Origin of the sequence: Pseudomonas sp. NPDC087639 (assembly GCF_044743385.1) — a bacterium.
GTDB lineage: Bacteria > Pseudomonadota > Gammaproteobacteria > Pseudomonadales > Pseudomonadaceae > Aquipseudomonas.
The window spans coordinates 55,869-76,722 of sequence record NZ_JBIUWI010000023.1 but is presented as its reverse complement, the minus strand read 5'-3'; the positions used below and the strand labels follow the sequence as shown (position 1 = coordinate 76,722).

The following is a 20,854-nucleotide window of genomic DNA, read 5'->3' as shown; positions in this document are numbered from 1 at the left end:
CTGCGGCCTCACCCAACTCCTCTCCCTGGGCCGCCGCAACCAAATGACCGGCGTCGCCGAGCAGTTCCAATACATCCTGCGCGACGAATCCATGCACCTGAACTTCGGCATCGACGTGATCAACCAGATCAAAATCGAAAACCCACACCTGTGGGATGCCGAAATGAAGGAAGAAGCGACCCAGATGATTCTGCAGGGTACGCAGCTGGAGATCGAATACGCCCGCGACACCATGCCTCGCGGCGTACTGGGCATGAACGCAGCGATGATGGAGGACTACCTGAAGTTCATCGCTAACCGTCGTCTGAGCCAGATCGGTTTGAAAGAAGAGTATCCAGGGACGACTAACCCGTTCCCTTGGATGAGCGAGATTATGGACTTGAAGAAAGAGAAGAATTTCTTTGAGACGCGGGTTATTGAGTATCAGACTGGTGGGGCGTTGAGCTGGGATTGATTAAGGTTAATAAAAGGTCGCCAATCGGCGACCTTTTTTTTATTTTCAAAACTTAAGGAACGCTAGAAATAATCGAACCAACCAACTCATCAACATTTAAATCTGGCGTGCCAATTCGACCATAGTATCTCGAAAACTTACTAAGTAACGACTCCACAAACGGAGTATCTAAGGTCGCAATCCTTTTAATTGCAGCCAATTGCTCATCTGAATTAGCAACAGACCTCAGAGCTTGAAAATCCACAACCGACGACCTCATAAAAACAGTCGCAGGCAAATACTTGTACCTTTCTTTCTGTACTTTTTTACCTTGTCGATTATCGCCAACAATGGCCTTTAAGGCAGCGAGCTGATTACCCGTATAGGGAGTTCCTGCCTGCTTCTGCTTAATCAAATCGAGAAATTCAGGACATTGCTCCAGCGCTATACATTCAGCCAGTACGATATGATTCACCTTACCCTGAGCAAAATCACAGGCAGGATTAAGAACCACGAACTGCCTACCTTCGAACTCAACTACATCACCTGTTTGCAAGCCATCCCCGATAGAAGGCCAAACATACATTTCTATAGGGTGAGCTATATCTTTATCCTCACCATCCAAGCCACGTCGAACAGAAACCCCTTTCAACGCACTACTCAATCGCTTGGAGAGTAAGTATGCTAGATCTTTCACATCGCAAATAGGCCCCGTACTCTTCCAAAACTCATCTACATGAGCCCACAGATACGCACGCTGCTGCTCTTGAATGAAGTGTATTAGCTTAGGAAGACCACTGGAGAAAACTTCTCGAACCGCGCCTCGTAACAATTCAACATCGTCGTCACCTTTCGCAACAACGCGTACAAATGGGGATTCTAGCGGAGTTACCTTGTGCGCATGTCCAGTATAGAATACAACAGGCACAAAGTGATTCTCCCGCAGAAGATCCAGAACTTCTTGACCTTTCATTTCTACTCGAGCGACATCATCCTGAAGATCTAAAACAATTAAATCATAGCGCGAACTCAAAACTTTGTTTTTTGCTAGCTCAAAGTTAGAACACACCTCACAAACAATCTCATCTCCAGGCAAAGTTCGCTTACTCTGCAGTATCTCAGAGGTTTGCGCCGCCATGCTCGGATCATCATCGACAATTAGAAAACTCCATTTCATAATCACACCCTCTTACGCAATCTAATCCGAAATGTCGCCCCAGGCAGAACACCACTATCAAGCAACTCAAAAGTACCGGCATAATAATTAGAAACCATCTCACCAACTATGGAGAGCCCTAATCCTGCACCATCTTTTCGATTTGAGTAATAAGCTTCAAAAATAGATTCTCTATTCTCCTCCGGTACTCCTGGCCCACTATCTGAGAAAGTAATATCTACGAACCCTTCGTCAGTACGCTCCACTTCCACCGCAATTCTTCGCTCACGCCCATCTACTAACTGTAGCCAATATATGCTGTTATCAATAAGATTTACAAAAACCTGCTGCATTTCGCTTGGATCGAGACGAACTAGCGTTTTAGTAGGCGAGATTGAATATAAAATTGAAGAGTCCTTTAACTGACCTTCAAAAATATCAAACGAGTCTTGAATAACCTTTTCAATGTACAGTTGAGGTGGCCGACCGACCTTACGACCTCCAAATGGCTCAATTCGTTTAAAAATCAAGCTCAACACCTTCGACTGATCTTTTATTTTTTGAAATCTTTGATAGGCGCTACTTATCCCAGGCTCATCTAGACCTCCAAAATCTTCAAGATCCTCACGCCCCAACGCTGCTTGACCAGATATATTAGCCAGAGGCTGACGCCCCTCATGTAAAACAGCATCGACCAACTTACCCAACGTAGCCAAACCGCTATATCTTGCTACAACCTGCTTGATATTCTCGATACGTGATGAATAATCCAGCTCAATATCATCAACGAGATTTTTCGCAACCGAATCCTGCGGGTGCTGTGCCGACAGATGTCCCCGTATCTTGCTGAAATCCAGTTTTTCGAAGAGGCCTTTCTTTTTGGAAACGCCATCTGAGCTCTGTTTTGAGGAGGGTACATTTCTGACTTTAAATCGAATATCTTCCATCGCAGCTAAAACGCAAATCATCAATTCTTTGAGATCAGTGTAAGCTTGACTTTCTCGAATACCCTCTCGATTTGACTGATCTTTTAGTTCGGGGTTGCCGTCCGCGGAGATTGATATATAACCGACAATTTGATTATTGGAAATCCTATAAGTCGGCTTTTGAACTCGCCTTATATCCAAGCGAAGCCAATCATTATTTGGCTCACCATAAGGCATTACCCGAAAATTATCCCTATAAATGTTGACACCAGCAAAGACATCCAGATCTTTACGCACACTTGATATGGTTCCACCCAGCATCTGGAGCACATTCCCGAGCTCATCTCGATCCCAGATCCTAAGCTGAATTTTTAACGCACCACACTCTGGAGGAATATAGTTTTTAAGAGAAGCCTCATCAGGAGCTCCCTCCTTCATCACCCACCCAGATTTCGGATGACGAACGAACAATCCTTCTCTAGGAGTAACTTCACCTGTGGCTAAAACCGTATACTCAAGAGAATACCTACCATCTGAACATACCTCACCTACAACAGTGTAATGGGGGTAGTTTATTATCTCCGGAGGCTGTATCTCAGTAGAATATTGCTCAAAGCCCACAGGAGCCTCGATATTAATCTTAAATCCAGGCAAATCCGCAAATGGAGAAACCAGTCGGGACAACCCCCTTCGAACATCATCAAAACTTGAGTTATTCCAAACTCTTTTCAGATTTGACATTCTTAAAATTGTACCGCGAAAAACATCAGTCGGAGAAAGTACAGAAACCGCGTTAATTTCACCCCCTTCGCAGATTTCAGAAGGAACCCTTGACTTAATTGTAACCTCTACTTCGTCTAGATACTTATTTTCATCGTCAAACTGCGTCCAGTCAAAACTCGCATATGTCTCAGTCGTTTCATCCTCCCTCTTACTTACAAGCTCTAGAAAAGAGGCCAAACGAGATGCCGCGAATCGACCTATACCTTTCTCACCCAAAACACGACGCCCACCAAGTGAATTTTTATTATTGACTTTTGAGCCGGTTGCGGGCTCCATCCATGCGCTCTGGACAGTTGAAAGTGTCATGCCGACACCGTTATCTAAGACTTCTATTTTTCCTGAACCAACGTCCAATGGCCCAGTAAAACGAATTAAAACATTAGATGCATCTGCATCATATGAATTTTTCACAAGTTCTATCAAGGCAACACTGTCGCTACTTATGAGTTCCTCGCCTAGTGTTTTCATAATTCTTGCTCTAGGCCGAAATATAGAACTAGTCATCGAAAACTCCTTTTAAAAATCACCTCACAATTAACCCACAAGCCAACTCACTAGATAAAACTCATGCGGCCTCTGGATTATTTATCGCGCCTGAAGAAAGTCTCAAGGAATGCACGATTGCTTCCATAACGGGCGAACAAACGGCATTCCCCATCAACTTTACTTTTTCTCGCCTTGTAACATTAGGAAACTCATAATTATCAGGAAACCCCATAGCTTTTCGCAATTCTTCCGGCTGAAGCATCCTCATCATATGCCCATTCCCTGTTGGTTCTACATAAGCAAAGCGATCAACTGTCGTTACAGTTCGAAGAGGCGAGTCCATTCGTTGCCATCCGCCTCCACCATCAGTTCCGTAATAAACAATAAGGAATGACTTGTTATCTCCCAACTCAGCAATGGCTCGCTCAGCTCGCGCCAATGTTTCCTTCGCTCTCTTAGGCGTTCGCAACGGAGTCATTTTATATTTTCCGGAACGATCTAAAATATCCCAAACGTTCTTAAACTTGGTATTAATCGGCAAAACCAACTGTGGCTCCTGCACTAAATCAGCGATCATGAAAAGTCTTCTACGGCGCTGAGCCACACCAAAGCCCGATGCATCTATGACTTGTTCGCGAACGCGATAATTCAAACCTTTCAACTCGTTCAAGAGTTCTTGATAACGCCCCCATGGTTTCATATGAACAACATTTTCCAAAGTAATCCAACGCGGCTTCATTACTTCCGCATACCGAATTACTTGAAAGGCAGTGTCTTTACTTTCTTCAGATCGCGGTTTACTACCACGAGCGCAAGTGTGATGTGTGCATTCAGGTGACGAAATTAACAAGTCTATAGGACCAGTTTTTGCGAGCACGTCTTCAGGCGTGAGTATTCGAAGATCCTCCTGAAATACATGCGCATCTGGAAAATTAAGCTTGAAAGACTCTACGGCTGGCCCCCACAGATCAACACCTCCAACGATTTTGGCACCGCCCTCTCGCGCTCCGAGGCTGCTGCCTCCCGCACCACAGAACATGTCAAACGTACGAATCTGATCCATTTCAAAGCCTTTAAATTAATCTTCTAGCCAGGTTACCAGGTTCCCGGCACCATTCAACACTGATGGCACTAGGACACCACCATGACAGACAACCTGGTTTACTCTGTTGACGAGCTGTCAAGCTCAGATTTGATGATTGACGCCCGCTACGCCGGTAGCCGCAATGGCAATTCCAGCGACGATCCGCTGACGAAGCTACTGAACCTTAGCAATCAAGGTGGCTTCAGGATCCGAGGAAAACGAAATGACCCACGCCTCATAGCCCTGTTATCGAGCATGGAGGATCTTGATTGGCCCGACGAATTGGACCTCTCGACGGGTGTATTCACCTACTACGGCGATAACAAGAAGCCCGGGCGTAAATTGGACGAAACCCATCGCTATGGCAACAATCTTTTAGAGCTAATTTTCGAGCGGCAGCACTCAGGCGACAGGGTAGATATCCCACCCATTTTCGTTTTCACCAAAGCAGGAATCTATCGAGATGTGATTTTCAGAGGGCTAGCCGTCCCTGGTCGGATAGGAAGCACTCACAATGATGATTTGGTAGCTGTATGGCATGCCAGTAAAGGTCAGCGCTTTCAAAACTACAGAGCGACTTTCACCATTCTCGACTTGCCGGAAATTTCACGGGATTGGCTGACGGACATCATCAATGGCATGCGAGCAAGCGATAGCGAACACGCACCACTTGAGTGGATGAAATGGGTTCGCTCCGGGCAATACACTCCTCTGATTGCCAAGCGATCTCAGCCTATCCGCTCAAAAAAGGAACAGCTGCCATCTTCGAAAGAAGACATGAAAATGCTTTCGATCCTACACAAGCACTTCGAGTCAGATCCGTATGCATTTGAGGCATGCGCAGCACATCTGGTGAGGGTTTGTTTGCCTGATACGGTTGAACTCGATCTGACGAGGCGGTATCGCGATGGTGGTCGAGACGGTACGGGAAAACTCAGAATTGGAAGGCCAGAAACGTCAGTTCTAGTAGATTTTGCAATCGAAGCTAAATGCTACGGGATTGCTAACTCGGTAGGCGTTCGCGAAGTATCCAGGCTGATTTCTCGCCTACGGCACCGACAATTTGGCGTGATCATCACCACCTCCTGGCTTCATGATCAAGCCTACAAGGAGATAGTAGAAGACGGCCATCCCGTGATGATCCTTGCAGGAAGAGACATTGTTGAGCTTCTTCGCGAAACTGGACTTCAGGACAGCAATGCAGTGATGTCATGGTTGAACATGAGCTTCCCTTTGACTGAGGTGTGAATGAGTGCAGACATAGTCACCCCCGAGCATCGCTCAAGGATCATGTCCAAGATTCGGGGAAAGAACACAAAACCAGAAATGGTCGTGCGTTCACTATGTCACCAGATGGGGCTCCGATTCCGCCTGCACAGAAGAGACCTGCCGGGAACACCTGATCTGGTGTTCCCGAAATATCGCCTATGCATGTTCGTTCACGGCTGTTTTTGGCACCGCCATCCCGAGTGTAAATATGCATATATGCCAAAAAGCAGGGTCGATTTTTGGCAAACCAAATTTACGAAAAATGTTCAAAGGGATCTCAATGCTCAACAGGCTCTGATCAGTCTGGGATGGCAGGTGGTAACGATCTGGGAGTGCCACACAAAAAACAGAGATCTCCTACGCGTTGAAATCCAAAAGGCATTCAACGTTGAAGCCTAAGGACTACATACCTCTTCACCTCAAAATAGTTGGCGTTTTTGAAGGCTTGACCATGCAGCGCTGAGCCCCTAGGCTCACAACTCGGCGCCTAAGAAACGCCTCAACCAGAGCGGTTCTCCGCACCCGACAGTCATGCGGCTTTTTTTCGTCTGCGGTTTCTCTACGCCTGCGAAAAATCCTGTTATGTCGGGAGTGGGCGAATACAAGACCCGAAAGGGGAATATGTCCGGCCCGTCTCTGGTGGGTTTCTTAGCTCCCGACACCCTAACGAATGCCCTAAGAAAGCAGCCAGAGGTAAATGGAAATGCCTGACTATCCAACCTTCATGATGAAGGTGAATTGCTGTACCCGCCGTTCGAATCCCGTGCTTCCTGGTCAGGAGGCATGCCATGTCTGAACCACTTCTCCCGACTCGTTTCACCCGCAATAAAACTCACCTGCACGCCCTTCTGGTTGAGAACCAGGCGTGGTTCTGCGTCCAGGAGCTGGGCCGGTTGATGGGGAAACATCTTGATGAACGCCAGTTGCGCAAACTCGATGCTGATCAGCGCCAGATGATGTGCGTGGAGACCTATGGCGAAGCTGAGGACCACATGATGGTGAGTGAGTCCGGCGTGTATGCGCTGTTGATCTATCACTACTGTCCTGAGTATCGGCAGCTTCGTGAGTGGCTGACGCATCAGGTTGTGCCTGCGCTGCGTGATGCGCGTGCGACGCGCTCGGTGGAGCGTCCGACGTTGAGTGTTTTAAGTTGGCCACAGATGTCGCTCAGCACGCTGCACTGGCAGGATGAGCCGTGGATTCGGTTGCGAGATATGCCTTGTTTGCTGGCGAATGATCCGTTCAATCATCATGAGTCTTGGTGGCGTAAGGCTTCACGATTGCTGCGTAGATAGTGATGTTTTCAGAGTCCGCTGTTTGATTTTTAAGCAGCGGATTTTTTGTGGTAACGAGTTGATGATGTCGACCAGACAGGCGAAGCCTGCCGCTCTCCCAGAGACCTGCGCTGCCCCCAAAATCAAACAGCGACAATTCCTAACCTGATCCAAGACCCGTCCTACAGCCTCAATGCATCACCTTCGTTAACGTCGCCCGGCTTCTTTCCGGTGCGACCGATAAATGAACGAAAGGATGATCAGTGGCTGGCAAAACGGATATTCCCCGGGTCAGGAACCCACCTTCAGGCGACGGGCATCACGTCACCTACCGGTTCATGAACACGACCGAACTGGCCGAGCGCGAAGCCAGGCAGAACGCTTACGAGGCCATGCTGGCCCGGCAGGATGCGTTTGAGCGCAGCCGGCAGGTCGCTGTCAAAAAAGACGAGGCGGTTCGGGCCGGATGCGTGTTCGCGAAGTCTTGCAAGCTGCCGGACGCGATCATTGATTACTCGAATCCCTCCGGGATGGTGCCGACCGACAGCCTGAGGGATTACGGCGAATTCGCTTTGCTCGGTACCCGTGAGGCCGATGATGCCGGGCTGCGGAACCTGCAGACCATCAGCGGCAGTACCGTTTCACTCGGCCTTGGGCGCCTTGCTCTTCGAAGCCCGACACTTGCCACGCCAGCAATAGGTCTAGGAGCAGCCATCGGCGCTACCGGTGCCGCACTCATGACCGGCATGGTTGCTTTGCTCTGGACGCCGAGCCTGGGTGACAGCGCTCTCTACACCGAGGAACAATTGCGCGCCCTCAAGCAGGCCCGCACCCGTGTTCGCCTGCGCATCGAGCAACAAACCGACGGCGCTCTCAAAGGTTATGCCTTCTACACCGGCAAGAATCGCGTCTGGGAAATGGTCGATGTCGTGAAGCTGGAAACCCGCGAAAGCCAGTACGTCGCGAATCTGGGTGAAGGCGTCGAGCTAATCTGGAAACCCGCCGTTGACGGCTCCGACATCCTCGGCATTCCTGCTCTGGAAGCTGCTCCGCAGGCCCCGCATATCTGGGTTTACCCGCCAACGAAAGCGGCGAACGACATCCTTGTAAATCCGGTTTACCCACCGGAGTACAAGGATTTCATTCTGGTGTTTCCGGAGAGTTCGGGGGTAAGGCCGGTTTATATTGTGGTGAGTGTTTCTGATCACAAATATCATCCGGCACCCAAAGGATTAAGTGCGTTTCCCGACGCAACACCAGCAAAACAGAAGACCAGGGTCAAAGGACGAGGTACTCGTATGCGTTGGAAAACCAAGGATGGGCTGATTCTGGAATGGGATTATCAACATGGAGCTGTAGAGATGTACGACAAACGCGGTCGGCATCTGGGCGAATTCGATACTGAAACTGGTGAGCAGAACAAACCGGCCGATTCAAAGAGAAGGATAGAACCATGACTCACGTAATTTATGCGTTTGATCGATCCACCGAAGCTCTGATTTTCGAAGTGCCTATCTCGGCAGAGGATATCGAGCAGCTGCGAGTCATCATGAAATGGAATGACGCAGAAGACGAACTCTACGGTTACGATCTTGATTTTCAGCAGCTGGCACAATTGGAAACGTTAACCGGAAAATCCTTCTACGATCCTCAATACGATTACCAACTCGCTAGCTACGGACATTAAAAGTTCAGGGCTACCCAGCGACGGCACGATGGTTCTGACGCCGGTAAATGCAGTCGCCAAACAAGTAACCTACAACGCTAAAAATTCGCGTTTGCCGGATTTGGGACAGCTGCGCTGCCCGTCGGGGATAAATCCCCTCACCACAATTGAGAGGAGTTGCTGCTGGGTGGATGGGTGTCTGGATTCGTTATTGAGTTGATCCCACCAATCGCCAGCAGGCTGGCTCCCACAGGTTTTGCATCATCCTGAAAACAATCAGTGCAACCCGCGCCACCTCCCGCTATTAATACCCCTCCCCCACTCAAGGATCCGAGCCCCACCATGAAATTCGATCTCGCCTATTGCCTCGGTCTCGACGACAAGTTGTCGATCTATGACGTTCGCGATCTCAATTTCGATGAGACGGTGGCGTTCGACTCTGCCAAGGAACAGTTCCAGTGCCCCAACGATGCCTGTCGTTCGGCGTTCGATGCGTCGAACGAGTTGGGGACGTTCAACGCCAAGAATGTGAATTACGTGCGCACGCCGCACTTCAAGAATCTGCCGGGCACGCAGCATGTGGCGGGTTGTCCGTATGTGAGTTTGAAGACATCGGCGTCGGGCGTTGAGGCGGCGGATGGCGAGGTGGATGACGGGCGGGAGGAGCATTTTCCGTCGGAGTTGTTGCTGACGCGGCGTGAGTATGTGCGTAAGCCTGCCGCGCCTGCGGTGGCGGCGGATGTGTTGCGCGATGATCCGGTGCGGGTGGCGGCGGTGAGTGGTAAAGAGTCCGTGAGTCGTGAGACGGCGCCGGACAAGACCAGTGTGTTTGCGCATCCGGTGGAGTGTTTTGTGTCGAACTTCGCCGACAAGGAGTTGCTCAAGCGTATGCCGTTGAAGATCGGCGAGCATACGGCGCCGTACAGTTCGTTCTTCAAGCCGATCAAGTTCTTGATGGACAACAAGGGGCTCATTTACTGGGGCCGGATCAAGAAGATCGAGGACTTCCACGGGGGGGTCAGCTTTCGTATCGACTTCGAGGACAGGGTCTGGTGGAAGAAGCCTGAAGACAGCAAGAAGAAGCCGTATCCGGTGAGCGTCTATCTGAACAAGAAGCTGATCGACAACTACCGCAAGCGCAAGGCGTTTCTGGAAGAGATCAAGCAGGCGGTCGACAGTGATAAGGCGTTGTTCTGTTTCTTCTATGGCGTGACGCCGGAGTTGAAGCAGGTGCCGGGCAAGAAGAACCCCGAAAAGCCTTTCGAGGTCTTCAATGCCGATATCGAGAACCTGGATCACTTCATTATTCGTGAAGCGCCGGGTTTGGCGTGACGGTCAGCCTTGGGGCAGTTGCAGTTTGACGGCGCCGGGGTGTTGTTTGACTAGCGAGTACGGCAAGACCGACCAGTCTGGTCTGTCGCAAGAGCGTTGTACGCGAGCGAAGTAGGCACCCAGGTACAAGCCTTTCTCGGTGAAGTACCACGGCGAAGAACCCCAGATGCTTTCATCCGTGAAGTCGCAGTCGTCTTCTTGCGTCGGTTTCTTCATTTCTGTGGGGTACAGGGCGGTGAGTTGCTTGATGATCCATGGCACCAACTCTTTGCTTTCATACTGATAACGCGCGTCACTTTCGGCCTCGCTCAGAGGTTTGTCACCCAGGCTGTCACGCTCGGCATGCAGAAGTGGCTTGCCCTCACCGACCCACAGCACATCTTCGAGCGACAATGGGTGGCCGGTTTTAACGTCGATGTTGAGCGGGGAATCACCGAAGTCCGGATGCGCGCCGCCGCAGTAATAGCTGGTCGAGATGTTCAGGCTGACCACGGCTGGCGAGATCATTTTCGGTTCTGCCTGTTGCATGAACTCGACGTTTTCTCCGCCCTGAAGTTGGCAGCCGTGATAGCTGATGACTTCAAGCCAGAGTCTGCCCAGTAGTTGCTGGTTAACCCGCTGTTGATCATCTTTCGGCAGGCCGGATTCCACGCTGAACAGAGAGATCTTCGTTTCAGGCTCGGTCCACCATTGCAGGGTGTAGCCCATGAAGTTTTCTTTCTTGGTGGGTTTGAGCTTCAGCCCTTGCAGGCGCAAGTATTCATACGCCTCGCCATTGGGCAGTGAGGCAATGACGGGCACGGCATTGGCAGGCAGCGCCGGAAGTTTGGCCTCGGTCAGGTTCACCTGCAGTTTTTTACCCTTCGGACTTTGCCACTCGCCCTGCCAGCCGTTGCCGGTTTCTTGCAGTTTCAAGGTCGGCAGCGGTTTGTCGTCGCCGTAGCGATTGTTGCCTTCGGTCAGGGTCAGTGTGTTGCCTTGCAACGCACCGCTGAGGGGCAGGTCGCGATGGTATTTTTCGTAGAAATAACGGCCGGTCACTTCGCCCGGCTGTTCGGTGTTCAACTCCACCACGATTGGGGTTTTGCCCAAAGTACCGGTGAATACCTGCCGGCCATCTTCGGCGTGGGCGGTGGAAATCAGTGTGAACAGCGCAGCGGCGTAAGGCGCCAGGCGCAACAGTCCCTTGAGCATGGATCAATCCTTGAAAGAGGCGTTGGCAGCGCCGAAGTGAGATCGGCGCCGGTAAATTCGGGAGTGGATTATGGCGGTGTTGCCTGTAGGAATCGAGACACTACTTGATAGCCATTCCCAGCAGAACGATGACCAACAACCCGATGTACACCCAAGCATGCACCCGATCCGGAATCCGTCCGATCCACGGCGTAGCAATTCGAATCCCTATCAGTGACCCAACCGTCAGCACCGCAAACGCCAGCGGGTCCACATAGCCGACAAACCATGCGCCCAGATCTGTCTCGCTGAACCCGGCCAGCGCCATGTACGTCAGCGTTCCCGCCAATGCCACCGGCACGCTGAGTGGGTTAGCCATGGAGGTCGCCTGCGACATGCTCAACCCGCAACGGCGCAGGAGCGGCACGGTCATGACGCTTCCTCCTACGCCGAGAAACGTCGCGATGGCGCCGATGCCTACACCGCCGCCGGATGTTTCCGCCCTGCCCAGTCGGCGTGGGATGAAAGTGGCCGATTGCGTGATAAATCCGCGCCGTAGCAGGCAGTCGATGATGGTCACCCCGAGGTAGGTGATGAAGGCGTAGCGGATGACTTCGCCACTGACCCACACCGCCGCGATTGCACCGACGATTGCACCCAAACCGATGAAGCCGCCGAGCGGCCACAGATAATGACGAACGAGATTCCCGGCGCGGCGGTGTTTGTCGGTGGCGATCAGGGCGCTGACGATCATCACGCAGGTCGAGGTCGCGACGGCGATGTGCATGGCCGATTGGCTGATGGGGTCGTCGGCGCCGTGGCTGGCGGTGAGCATGCGATAGAGCAATGGCACGACGACGAAGCCGCCGCCGAAGCCGAAGAGCACGGCTGTTATGCCGGTGAGGCAGCCGAAAAGGGTCAGGAGGAGATAGAACATGAGGCGTCGTCCGTTCGGGTGGAGCGGTCGACGATAGTGAGACTTGGCTTGGCCTGCTTCAGCAAGTTAGCCAATAATGTTTGCGTTTACGCCAACCACTCGGTGCCGCTCAATGCGCAATGTTTCGATCAATCTGCTGGATGACACACCACGACCGGTGGTGGCGATCGGTACGGATTATTCCCACGGTCACCTGTTGCCGTTTCATACACATCGGCGCGCGCAGTTGTTGTACGGCGCGACCGGGGTGATGCAGGTCAGCACCCATGACGGCAATTGGGTGGTGCCGCCGCAGCGGGCGGTGTGGATTCCGCCGGGGGTGGCGCATGAGGTGTTGATGCTGGGCGTAAGCACTCGCAGTGTGTACATCGAGCCGGGCGCGGTGGATTTGGGTGAGCGCTGCCAGGTGATCAATGTCTCGCCGTTGATGCGGCACTTGCTGATGGAAGCGGTGGAGGTGCCATTGGAATATGACCTGAGCGGTCGCGACGGCGCGTTGGTCGATCTGTTGCTGCATGAAGTTGTGCGTAGTGCTCCGCTGCCGCTGCACATTCCGTTGCCGTCTGACGGAAAGCTCCTCGCGTTGTGTCAGAACTTTCTGCATCAGCCGAACGCCCACCAGTCGCCGCAGCACTGGGCTGACCAGTTACACATAAGCTTGCGTACATTCAACAGAATGTTTCGGCAGCAGACCGGATTGAGCTTCAGCCAATGGCGCCAGCAGGCTTGTGTGGTGCTGGCACTGGCACGGTTGGCGGCGGGTGAAGCGGTGACGCGGATTGCCCTGGATTTCGGTTACGAGAGCCCGGCAGCGTTCTCGACGATGTTCCGGCGCATCCTCGGTCAGGCACCGTCCGTCTGGTTGGAGGCGGCGAATTAGGGCAAATCAAAAAATGCGTTTGATCCCGGCCGAAAACAACTGTACAAAAACACAGTACATTTTCAATCAGCACTCTTGAGCCCGGAGCACACCATGGCCTCTCTTGCGATGAACCACATCCTCGAACGCATTGCCCTTTTCCAGTTCACCCCGACCCACTGCGTCCAGGCCCGAGCGATGCTGGGCTGGAGCGTGGAACAGCTGTCGCGGGAAGCTGAAGTTTCGGTAGCCGACATTCAACGGTTCGAGGCGCAGCAAGAGGTGGCGGATGCGGCGCGTCTGGCGCTGGCGTATCGGTTTGAGTCACGGGGGTTGGTGTTCTTTCCGGGGTTTGCGCCGGGGCGATCAGTGAGTGTTACGAACTCAGCATCGGAGTCTGTGGGGCATGGGGACTACGCCATGGCTGATTGAAAAGGCAAGTTGATCTTTATCCCTAAATAGGTATATTTTCGCATGAGTGCAAGGAAGCCGCTCTTTTGGGTCTGCAGTAGCAAGAAAGATCTCAAGCAGATGCCCACAGACGTACAGGATGTTTTTGGTTATGCACTGGACTTGGCTCAAAGTGGCTTGAAGCACCCAGATGCAAAACCCCTGAAAGGGTTTGGAGGCGCAGGTGTACTGGAGCTGATCGAAGACTTCGACACCAACACCTACCGTGCCATTTATACGGTTCGTTTCGGCAGTGCCATTTATGTATTGCACTGCTTTCAGAAGAAGTCGACTGCTGGAATCAAAACGGCTCAGTCCGACATTGATCTGATCCGAAACAGACTTCGAGCCGCTCAGGATCACGCGAAAGGATCACAACATGATAGAAATTGAAAAAGGTATCGGGAACGTCTACCAAGACCTCGAACTGCCCAATGCCAGTGAAATGCAGGTTAAGTCGCAGCTCGCGGCAAAGATCGGCGAGATCATCAAAGCTCGCCATCTTACTCAGATTCAGGCGTCTGAAATTCTTGGATTATCCCAGCCAAAACTTTCCGAAATGCTGCGCGGGAAATTTCGAGGGATCAGTGAAGCCAAAATGATGGAATGTCTTTCACATCTTGGGCGAGACGTGCAAATCGTAGTGAAATCGGCCCCCCGATCACGGAAAGAGGGCCGAATTGAAGTGGTGTTTGCTTAACCTAAAACTCGTTAAGCGTTCTGAACCACCCCCTCACTCTCCCCTTCAACCCCCAGCCACCACGCATTCCCACGCTGGGGCTGAGCGATGTTAAACGCCTCACCCATCTGCGGCGTAGTGATCGAAACACTGCGCTCCCAGGCCAGCGCCAAGATCCGGTCAAACGGTTCATGCCAGGCATGCATCGCCAGGTCGAAGGTGCCGTTGTGGATTGGAAACAGCCAGCGGCCCTTGAGGTCGATGTGGGCTTGCAGGGTTTGTTCGGGCTGCATGTGCACGTGCGGCCATTCGACGTTGTAAGCGCCGGTTTCCATCAGGGTCAGGTCGAAGGGGCCGTACTGTTCGCCGATGCGTTTGAAACCGTCGAAGTAGCCGCTGTCGCCGCTGAAGAAGATGCGGGTGTCGCCGTCGATCATTACCCATGACGCCCACAGGGTGCTGTTGCTGTCGAACAGGCCACGACCGGAGAAGTGTTGCGACGGCGTGGCGATGAAACGGATGCCGGCGATTTCCGTGCCTTGCCACCAGTCGAACTGGCGAACCTTGCTGGCGTCGATGCCCCATTTGATCAGGGTGTCGCCGACGCCCAGCGGGGTCAGGAACAGATTGGTTTTGACCGCCAGCCGCAGCACGGCATCGTAATCGAGGTGGTCGTAGTGGTTGTGGGACAGGATCACCGCTTCGATCGGCGGCAACTGGTCGAGGCTGATCGGCGGCTGGTGGAAGCGTTTAGGGCCGGCCCATTGCACCGGCGAGGCGCGTTCGGCGAACACCGGGTCGGTGATCCAGAACTTGTCCTGCATCTTCAGCAACAGGGTCGAGTGACCGAGGCGCCAGACGCTGTGGTCAGGCGCTGCCAGCAGGTCTTCGCGGGTCAGCGGTTGTACCGGGATCGCTGCGGCCGGCCGGGTGTTGCGCGGTTTGTGGAAGATCATGTTCCACATGATGCGCAGCATTTTGCGCACGCCTTCGCGTTGAACTGGCGCATGATTGCGGAACAGGCCTTGATCCTGTCGAGAGGCTTCAGGCGTGGAGGTGTTGTCCGTAACAGAAACTGGATTGGCCATGACTGAATGACTCCAGAAAACCGCGCAATTTACGGTTTTCCAAGATGGGACGATAAATGGCCAAGGCACGCACGCATTAGCCGAACTGTCTGTTTTTTAGGTTGCGAGGATTAACGCAACATTACACTCATCGGTGTAGTTTCTAGGTTGCATCAAACGAGATGACAAGTAAACTGCCAAGTGTAATTTCACCCTCTTCCTGCCGAAGCGTACTTATGACAGCTCCACAGCGCCTCACCGACCGTAAACGCGAAGCCATTATTCAAGCGGCGATTGCCGAATTCCGTGCCAACGGTTTCGAGATCACGAGCATGGACAAAATCGCGGCCACCGCCGGTGTGTCCAAGCGCACCGTGTACAACCATTTCCCTAGCAAAGAAGAGCTGTTCGCCGAAATTCTCAACCAGTTATGGGCGCGGATCAGCGCCGAGCAGTCGGTCGCGTACAGCCCTGATCAGCCGTTATCTGATCAGTTGCGACAGATGTTGTTGGCCAAACTGCAACTGATGGCCGATGACAACTTCCTCAGCCTGGCGCGCGTGGCGATTGCCGCGACCATCCACTCACCGGAGCGTGCGCAGAACATGGTCGCGCGCATGGGCGAGCGGGAAGAAGGCCTGACCGTTTGGATCCGTGCCGCTCAGGCTGATGGCCGGATAAAAGCGGTGGACGCGGTTTTCGCCGCGCAACAGGTGCAGGGCCTGCTGAAGTCGTTCGGTTTCTGGCCGCAGATTTCCATGGGTCAGCCACCGCTCGACACCGCGACGCAGAACACCGTGGCCGAATCGGCACTGGAGATGTTTCTGGCGCGTTATCAGCTCTGAATCACCACTCTCCTGCCCGCTCCTTCGATTGAATGCCTCGGCAGCGATTCCGTTGGAATAAATGACAATGTCCGACGCAAGATCCGTCCGAAAAAAATACGGCAAAGTATTTCAGGATGAATCTGGCGCTTGGCATATGAGCACTTTCGTACAATTTCGAAACAGCAGTTTCTTGTACAGAACCAATAAGTCTGTATAAGATTCAGCCGTCAGCCTGGATGCTGGCACTTTGCGGTCAATGCCTACATCCATCGGCTTGGCCTGCCCCCGCGGAAACAGGGACACAACCCCAGTCTTTCCCTACTTCCAGGTACTGCGACATGTTCTTTAATCGCCACAAAGCCGCCCTCGATGACCTTCAACACACCCTCACTCAACAAAGTGGCCTGCTCGATGCCATCAACCGCTCCATGGCGGTGATTGAATTCGATCTCGACGGTGTGGTTTTAAGTGCGAACGACAACTTCCTCAAAACCATGGGTTACCGCGCCGAACAAGCGATCGGCCAGCCCCATCGGTTGTTCTGCACCCCTGAGTTTGGTCGCAGCGCTCGGTACGCCGAGTTGTGGTCGCGTCTGAAAAACGGTGAGTTTCAGTCAGGGACGTTTGAACGGGTCGACAGTAAAGGCCAATCGGTCTGGCTCGAAGCCAGTTACAACCCGATCAAGGATGCCTCCGGACGTGTGGTGAAAGTGGTCAAGTACGCCATGGACGTGACGACCAAGGTGCAGCAGGAAAGCGAGGTCAACGCCAAGTTGGAAGCCATCGACCGGGCGATGGCGGTGATTGAATTCAACCTCGACGGCAGCGTAATCACCGCCAACCAGAATTTTCTGACGCGCATGGGTTACACGCTGACCGAGCTCAAAGGTAAACATCACCGTTTGTTCTGCACCGCAGAATTGGTCAACAGCAGCGCCTATCAGGATTTCTGGCGACGGCTGAATCAGGGTGAGTTCTTTCAAGGCCAGTTCGAACGCGTCGACAAGCGCGGGCAGACTGTTTGGCTGGAGGCCAATTACAACCCGGTTTACGATGCCTCAGGACGTCTGTGCAAAGTGGTGAAATTCGCCTCGGACGTCACCGCTCGGGTCGAACAACACGCGCAAGACGCGCGCAGTGCCAGCGCCGCCTATCACATCTCGGTCGAGACCCGAAAAGTCGCCGAACAAGGCACTCAGGTCATTCAGCAAGCGGCCAGCGAGATGCGTGAAATTGCCCAGGACATTGCCGAGTCTTCGACACTGATCGCACAACTGGGTGAGCGCTCAGAGCAGATCACGGCCATCGTCAACACCATCCGTGGGATCGCCGATCAAACCAACTTGCTGGCGCTCAACGCGGCGATCGAAGCCGCCCGCGCCGGTGAACAGGGCCGCGGTTTTGCCGTGGTGGCCGATGAAGTACGGCAGTTGGCGGCACGCACCAGCGGCTCGACAGCGGAGATTTCCAACATGATCGGGTTGATCCAGACCGAAACTCGCCAGGCGATCAAGAGCATGGACGGCACCCGCGATCGCGCGGCACAGGGCGTGGAACTGGCGGATCAGGCCGGCACGGTAATCCTGCAGATTCGTGATGGCGCCAGTGAGGCGGTGCAGGCGGTGAGTATGTTTGCCAATGAGCGGGCGCCTGGCTGAGGCTGGAAACCGAGTCGCGGCCATCGCGAGCAGGCTCGCTCCCACAGTGGATTGTATTTCAATGTAGGAGCGAGCCTGCTCGCGAAGGCGGTGTCAGCGGCAATGCAGGACTATAGTGGCCTTCAGTCCCAAGCCCTGCCGAGCACACCATGAACAACGAAAAACCCGGACCATCCGCGCCCCCCGTCGATCACCTGCGCTTCCACCGCCCCCACGCCCACCTGAACACAACCTTCGGCAACGACACCTTCGCCCTGCGCGCCGAAGCCTTTGCGCGGTTCTTCGGCACGCCAACCTTTCTTGGCGCGCAAACCCTGATCGTGGTGTTGTGGATCAGTCTCAACGCGTTTGGCGTGACCACGTTCGACGTTTACCCATTCATCCTCTTAAACCTGGCGTTCAGCCTGCAATCGGCCTACGCCGCGCCACTGATCCTGCTCGCACAAACCCGCCAGGCCGCGCGCGACAAAGCACAAGCCGACGCCGACGCCCTGCACCGCGAAGCCCTGGCGCAAGCCAACACCGAACGCCAGGCACAGGCAGCGCAGAACACCGCGCAACTGCTGGAGCTGTTGGAACAGAACACGCGCCTCACCGAGATGACCAAAAGCCTGACCGAACGCATCGAAGGCCTGACCAGCGAGTTGCACGCGCACGTGTGCCAGAACCCACAGCGCTGATCACGGCAAACGCAGCGCCCGCCCGAGTTCATCGAACAACGTGACCACCGAACGCAATGCCCGGCAATCCGGACGGGTCAGCAACCACAGCGCCGTATCGTAACCGTGCAGCGGTTCGCTTAACGCCTGCAAGCCATCGTTGATCAAAAAGTCCGGCAACGCCGCCACGCCGAGGCCGGCGCGCACCAGTTCTGTCACCGAAAGCATGCTGTTGCAGCGATAACCCGGGGTCACACCGGGCAGGTGCTGGCGGCGCCAGGCGATGGTCGGGTGATCGGGCAGGAAATCGTCCGGGGCGATCCAGGTCAGTGCGGCCAGATCCGATGCATCCACGTTCTGCAAGTAGCGCGCACTGGCACAGACGCGGTAGGAAATCTTCGCCAATTGCCGTCCGACCAAATGCTCCGGCGGTGTGCGTGTCAGGCGCAGGGCAATGTCAGCATCGCGGCGGCTGAGGTTGGCGAAATCGTTGGAAGTGCTTAATTCGATGGTCAGCGCCGGATAGTTGGGCATGAACTGCGCCAGCGCCGGCAGCAGCAAGCCCTGCAACACCGAGTCGGTGCAGGTCAGCCGCACCGTGCCGCTGACGACTTCACCGCCCTGCTCCACGCCGATCCGCGCGGCGTCCAGTGCCTGCTCGGCGCGTTCGGCCTGCTCGGCCAGTGTCTGCGAAAGCGACGTTGGCAAATAACCGGCGCGGCTTTTTTCGAACAGTTGCTGGCCGAGCGCAGCCTCAAGGCGTCGAACGGCACGGAACACCGTCGAGACATCGACCTTCAACAGCTGTGAAGCCCGGGCCAGAGAGCCGCCACGTACCAAAGCGAGAATCAGCGCCAGATCCGGGTAGTCGAGCCGATAGTGCGTCGGTGCATTGATCACTTGGGGAAACGCCAATATTGAGTGCGTGAACGCCAATCTATAGTGAGCTCCAGTGATCGACAACTGCACACATTTACTGTGGCGAGGGGATTTATCCCCGATGGACTGCGCAGCAGGCCTTGTTTGAGGGTCGTTTCGCGCCCCATCGGGGATAAATCCCCTCACCACAAAGATTGATCACTGCTTTCAAATAAAGGAAATCCATGGACGCCATTTCCATCGCCCTGATCGGCGACTACGACCCGCAAGTCACCGCCCACCAGGCGATCCCTGTTGCGCTCGGCATGATCGCCGAGCAGACCGGCCGCGATGTGCAATACCAATGGCTACCCACCGATCAAATCCTCGCTGACACTTCGCTGGATCACTTCGATGGCTTCTGGTGCGTGCCGGCCAGCCCTTACAAAAGTGAAGCCGGCGCATTGCGAGCGATCCGTTTTGCCCGCGAGCAACAGCGCCCCTTCCTCGGCACCTGTGGCGGTTTTCAGCATGCGGTGCTGGAATTTTCCCGCAATGTGTTGGGCTGGGCTGATGCTGAACATGGCGAGACTTCGCCCGAATCCGAAAGAGCCGTGCTCACCCCGCTCACCTGTTCGCTGGTGGAAACCGTGGACAGCATTGATCTGGTGCCGGGTTCGTTGATCGCCAAGGCGTACGAAACGCCTGAAATTCGTGAAGGCTATCGCTGCCGCTACGGTGTGAATCCGCAGTTCGAACGGGAGCTTTTCAAACATCGGCTACAGGCGGTGGGTCATGACTCAGCGGGCGACTTGAGGGCAATCGAGCTCAGGGATCATCGGTTTTTTGTCGCCACGTTGTTTCAACCGGAACGTGCGGCGCTCATAGGGCAGATGCCACCGCTGGTGCGCGCGTTTGTCGAAGCCTGCGTGGTGCCACGTCGATGAAGCCAGATTGTTTTGCAGTGATCTTCACCTCGACCCGCACCGAGGGCGACAACGGCTATGCCGAGGCGGCTGAGCGCATGATGGAACTGGTTGCCAAACAACCGGGTTTTCTGGGCATTGACTCGATTCGCGGGGCGGACGGCATCGGCATCACTGTTTCTTATTGGGAAAGTGAGGCGGCGATTCTGGCGTGGCGGGAGCATCCCGAACATAAGGTGATTCAGCAGCGTGGGCGGTCGATCTGGTATTCGGCGTTTCAAACGCGGGTGTGCAAGGTTGAGCGCGAGTATCGGTTTGGGCAGTGAGTGCGGCGGCGCACTCACTGGCCTCA

The 20,854-nt window shown here is 53.9% G+C and carries 23 protein-coding genes and 1 pseudogene; 17 read left to right on the top strand and 7 right to left on the bottom strand.

Going from position 1 to position 20,854, the window contains the following annotated elements:
* Positions 1–454 (top strand): ribonucleotide-diphosphate reductase subunit beta (locus ACIOVB_RS12595; protein ID WP_401268091.1); only part of this gene is annotated, 454 nt, incomplete at its 5' end.
* Between the two features lie 52 nt (positions 455–506).
* Here ACIOVB_RS12595 and ACIOVB_RS12590 read toward each other — a convergent pair.
* From ACIOVB_RS12590 to ACIOVB_RS12580, 3 genes are all read right to left on the bottom strand, one after another.
* Entirely contained in the window at positions 507–1,610 is a 1,104-nt protein-coding gene (locus tag ACIOVB_RS12590; RefSeq protein ID WP_401268090.1) for a response regulator, read from the bottom strand.
* Between the two features lie 2 nt (positions 1,611–1,612).
* The gene (locus tag ACIOVB_RS12585) at positions 1,613–3,802 is read right to left on the bottom strand and encodes an ATP-binding protein (RefSeq protein WP_401268087.1); all 2,190 of its coding nucleotides are present in this window, start codon (positions 3,800–3,802) and stop codon (positions 1,613–1,615) included.
* Positions 3,803–3,863: 61 nt separating this feature from the next.
* Positions 3,864–4,847: a DNA cytosine methyltransferase gene (locus ACIOVB_RS12580; protein ID WP_401268084.1), complete on the bottom strand. Its 984-nt coding sequence runs from the start codon at positions 4,845–4,847 to the stop codon at positions 3,864–3,866.
* Positions 4,848–4,928: 81 nt separating this feature from the next.
* Here ACIOVB_RS12580 and ACIOVB_RS12575 point away from each other — a divergent pair, with 81 nt between their 5' ends.
* From ACIOVB_RS12575 to ACIOVB_RS12550, 6 genes are all read left to right on the top strand, one after another.
* A complete protein-coding gene (locus ACIOVB_RS12575; RefSeq protein ID WP_401268082.1) occupies positions 4,929–6,116 on the top strand; it encodes a restriction endonuclease in 1,188 nt (395 codons plus the stop codon).
* Positions 6,117–6,536, top strand: a complete 420-nt coding sequence (locus ACIOVB_RS12570) for a very short patch repair endonuclease (protein WP_401268080.1) — start codon at positions 6,117–6,119, stop codon at positions 6,534–6,536.
* Between the two features lie 389 nt (positions 6,537–6,925).
* A complete protein-coding gene (locus ACIOVB_RS12565; protein WP_401268078.1) occupies positions 6,926–7,432 on the top strand; it encodes a Bro-N domain-containing protein in 507 nt (168 codons plus the stop codon).
* 242 nt (positions 7,433–7,674) lie between these two features.
* Positions 7,675–8,868 carry an S-type pyocin domain-containing protein gene (locus ACIOVB_RS12560; RefSeq protein ID WP_401268075.1) on the top strand — a complete coding sequence of 398 codons (1,194 nt, stop codon included), beginning with the start codon at positions 7,675–7,677 and terminating at the stop codon, positions 8,866–8,868.
* Complete coding sequence (locus tag ACIOVB_RS12555; protein WP_401268073.1) at positions 8,865–9,098, top strand: hypothetical protein; 234 nt, start codon at positions 8,865–8,867, stop codon at positions 9,096–9,098. Before ACIOVB_RS12560 ends, ACIOVB_RS12555 begins: the two co-directional genes overlap by 4 nt.
* Positions 9,099–9,419: 321 nt before the next feature.
* Complete coding sequence (locus tag ACIOVB_RS12550) at positions 9,420–10,409, top strand: hypothetical protein (RefSeq protein ID WP_401268070.1); 990 nt, start codon at positions 9,420–9,422, stop codon at positions 10,407–10,409.
* Positions 10,410–10,412: 3 nt separating this feature from the next.
* Here ACIOVB_RS12550 and ACIOVB_RS12545 read toward each other — a convergent pair whose 3' ends face one another.
* Entirely contained in the window at positions 10,413–11,603 is a 1,191-nt protein-coding gene (locus ACIOVB_RS12545; protein WP_401268068.1) for a hypothetical protein, read from the bottom strand.
* A 100-nt stretch (positions 11,604–11,703) separates the two neighbouring features.
* On the bottom strand, positions 11,704–12,519 hold the full coding sequence (locus ACIOVB_RS12540) for a sulfite exporter TauE/SafE family protein (protein WP_401268065.1): 816 nt from the start codon (positions 12,517–12,519) through the stop codon (positions 11,704–11,706).
* A 112-nt stretch (positions 12,520–12,631) separates the two neighbouring features.
* On the opposite strand from ACIOVB_RS12540, the gene ACIOVB_RS12535 reads away from it, so the two are divergent.
* From ACIOVB_RS12535 to ACIOVB_RS12520, 4 genes are all read left to right on the top strand, one after another.
* On the top strand, positions 12,632–13,399 hold the full coding sequence (locus ACIOVB_RS12535; protein ID WP_401268062.1) for an AraC family transcriptional regulator: 768 nt from the start codon (positions 12,632–12,634) through the stop codon (positions 13,397–13,399).
* Positions 13,400–13,492: 93 nt separating this feature from the next.
* The gene (locus ACIOVB_RS12530) at positions 13,493–13,810 is read left to right on the top strand and encodes an XRE family transcriptional regulator (RefSeq protein WP_187679302.1); all 318 of its coding nucleotides are present in this window, start codon (positions 13,493–13,495) and stop codon (positions 13,808–13,810) included.
* A 42-nt stretch (positions 13,811–13,852) separates the two neighbouring features.
* Entirely contained in the window at positions 13,853–14,221 is a 369-nt protein-coding gene (locus ACIOVB_RS12525; RefSeq protein WP_187679303.1) for a type II toxin-antitoxin system RelE/ParE family toxin, read from the top strand.
* A complete protein-coding gene (locus ACIOVB_RS12520; RefSeq protein ID WP_401268059.1) occupies positions 14,208–14,528 on the top strand; it encodes a helix-turn-helix domain-containing protein in 321 nt (106 codons plus the stop codon). Before ACIOVB_RS12525 ends, ACIOVB_RS12520 begins: the two co-directional genes overlap by 14 nt.
* Positions 14,529–14,539: 11 nt before the next feature.
* On the opposite strand, the gene ACIOVB_RS12515 is transcribed toward ACIOVB_RS12520, so the two are convergent.
* Positions 14,540–15,595 (bottom strand): MBL fold metallo-hydrolase, encoded by a 1,056-nt coding sequence (locus ACIOVB_RS12515; protein ID WP_401268057.1) that lies wholly within the window; start codon positions 15,593–15,595, stop codon positions 14,540–14,542.
* 215 nt (positions 15,596–15,810) lie between these two features.
* Between ACIOVB_RS12515 and ACIOVB_RS12510 the strand changes: the two genes are divergently transcribed.
* The 4 genes and pseudogenes from ACIOVB_RS12510 to ACIOVB_RS12495 all read left to right on the top strand — a co-directional run bounded on the left by ACIOVB_RS12510 (position 15,811) and on the right by ACIOVB_RS12495 (position 18,739).
* The gene (locus tag ACIOVB_RS12510; RefSeq protein ID WP_401268055.1) at positions 15,811–16,419 is read left to right on the top strand and encodes a TetR/AcrR family transcriptional regulator; all 609 of its coding nucleotides are present in this window, start codon (positions 15,811–15,813) and stop codon (positions 16,417–16,419) included.
* Positions 16,420–16,637: 218 nt separating this feature from the next.
* A pseudogene (locus tag ACIOVB_RS12505) lies at positions 16,638–17,507 on the top strand (PAS domain-containing protein); the annotation flags it as partial.
* Positions 17,481–18,059: a methyl-accepting chemotaxis protein gene (locus ACIOVB_RS12500; RefSeq protein WP_401268094.1), complete on the top strand. Its 579-nt coding sequence runs from the start codon at positions 17,481–17,483 to the stop codon at positions 18,057–18,059. The pseudogene ACIOVB_RS12505 and the gene ACIOVB_RS12500, both read left to right, overlap by 27 nt.
* A gap of 149 nt (positions 18,060–18,208) precedes the next feature.
* Positions 18,209–18,739 carry a DUF1003 domain-containing protein gene (locus ACIOVB_RS12495; RefSeq protein ID WP_401268053.1) on the top strand — a complete coding sequence of 177 codons (531 nt, stop codon included), beginning with the start codon at positions 18,209–18,211 and terminating at the stop codon, positions 18,737–18,739.
* Here ACIOVB_RS12495 and ACIOVB_RS12490 read toward each other — a convergent pair whose 3' ends face one another.
* Positions 18,740–19,681 (bottom strand): LysR family transcriptional regulator, encoded by a 942-nt coding sequence (locus ACIOVB_RS12490; RefSeq protein WP_401268051.1) that lies wholly within the window; start codon positions 19,679–19,681, stop codon positions 18,740–18,742.
* A 140-nt stretch (positions 19,682–19,821) separates the two neighbouring features.
* Here ACIOVB_RS12490 and ACIOVB_RS12485 point away from each other — a divergent pair, with 140 nt between their 5' ends.
* The gene (locus tag ACIOVB_RS12485; RefSeq protein ID WP_401268049.1) at positions 19,822–20,523 is read left to right on the top strand and encodes a CTP synthase; all 702 of its coding nucleotides are present in this window, start codon (positions 19,822–19,824) and stop codon (positions 20,521–20,523) included.
* Entirely contained in the window at positions 20,520–20,828 is a 309-nt protein-coding gene (locus ACIOVB_RS12480) for an antibiotic biosynthesis monooxygenase family protein (RefSeq protein ID WP_401268046.1), read from the top strand. The genes ACIOVB_RS12485 and ACIOVB_RS12480 overlap by 4 nt, the downstream gene beginning before the upstream one ends.
* The last annotated feature ends 26 nt before the right edge of the window (positions 20,829–20,854 follow it).

Excerpts from the sequence above, each read along its gene's own strand:
- ACIOVB_RS12590 (WP_401268090.1), bottom strand. The coding sequence starts at position 1,610 with ATGAAATGGAGTTTTCTAATTGTCGATGATGATCCGAGCATGGCGGCG.
- ACIOVB_RS12585 (WP_401268087.1), bottom strand. The coding sequence starts at position 3,802 with ATGACTAGTTCTATATTTCGGCCTAGAGCAAGAATTATGAAAACACTA.
- ACIOVB_RS12580 (WP_401268084.1), bottom strand. The coding sequence starts at position 4,847 with ATGGATCAGATTCGTACGTTTGACATGTTCTGTGGTGCGGGAGGCAGC.
- ACIOVB_RS12575 (WP_401268082.1), top strand. The coding sequence starts at position 4,929 with ATGACAGACAACCTGGTTTACTCTGTTGACGAGCTGTCAAGCTCAGAT.
- ACIOVB_RS12570 (WP_401268080.1), top strand. The coding sequence starts at position 6,117 with ATGAGTGCAGACATAGTCACCCCCGAGCATCGCTCAAGGATCATGTCC.
- ACIOVB_RS12565 (WP_401268078.1), top strand. The coding sequence starts at position 6,926 with ATGTCTGAACCACTTCTCCCGACTCGTTTCACCCGCAATAAAACTCAC.
- ACIOVB_RS12555 (WP_401268073.1), top strand. The coding sequence starts at position 8,865 with ATGACTCACGTAATTTATGCGTTTGATCGATCCACCGAAGCTCTGATT.
- ACIOVB_RS12550 (WP_401268070.1), top strand. The coding sequence starts at position 9,420 with ATGAAATTCGATCTCGCCTATTGCCTCGGTCTCGACGACAAGTTGTCG.
- ACIOVB_RS12545 (WP_401268068.1), bottom strand. The coding sequence starts at position 11,603 with ATGCTCAAGGGACTGTTGCGCCTGGCGCCTTACGCCGCTGCGCTGTTC.
- ACIOVB_RS12540 (WP_401268065.1), bottom strand. The coding sequence starts at position 12,519 with ATGTTCTATCTCCTCCTGACCCTTTTCGGCTGCCTCACCGGCATAACA.
- ACIOVB_RS12535 (WP_401268062.1), top strand. The coding sequence starts at position 12,632 with ATGCGCAATGTTTCGATCAATCTGCTGGATGACACACCACGACCGGTG.
- ACIOVB_RS12530 (WP_187679302.1), top strand. The coding sequence starts at position 13,493 with ATGGCCTCTCTTGCGATGAACCACATCCTCGAACGCATTGCCCTTTTC.
- ACIOVB_RS12525 (WP_187679303.1), top strand. The coding sequence starts at position 13,853 with ATGAGTGCAAGGAAGCCGCTCTTTTGGGTCTGCAGTAGCAAGAAAGAT.
- ACIOVB_RS12520 (WP_401268059.1), top strand. The coding sequence starts at position 14,208 with ATGATAGAAATTGAAAAAGGTATCGGGAACGTCTACCAAGACCTCGAA.
- ACIOVB_RS12515 (WP_401268057.1), bottom strand. The coding sequence starts at position 15,595 with ATGGCCAATCCAGTTTCTGTTACGGACAACACCTCCACGCCTGAAGCC.
- ACIOVB_RS12510 (WP_401268055.1), top strand. The coding sequence starts at position 15,811 with ATGACAGCTCCACAGCGCCTCACCGACCGTAAACGCGAAGCCATTATT.
- ACIOVB_RS12495 (WP_401268053.1), top strand. The coding sequence starts at position 18,209 with ATGAACAACGAAAAACCCGGACCATCCGCGCCCCCCGTCGATCACCTG.
- ACIOVB_RS12485 (WP_401268049.1), top strand. The coding sequence starts at position 19,822 with ATGGACGCCATTTCCATCGCCCTGATCGGCGACTACGACCCGCAAGTC.
- ACIOVB_RS12480 (WP_401268046.1), top strand. The coding sequence starts at position 20,520 with ATGAAGCCAGATTGTTTTGCAGTGATCTTCACCTCGACCCGCACCGAG.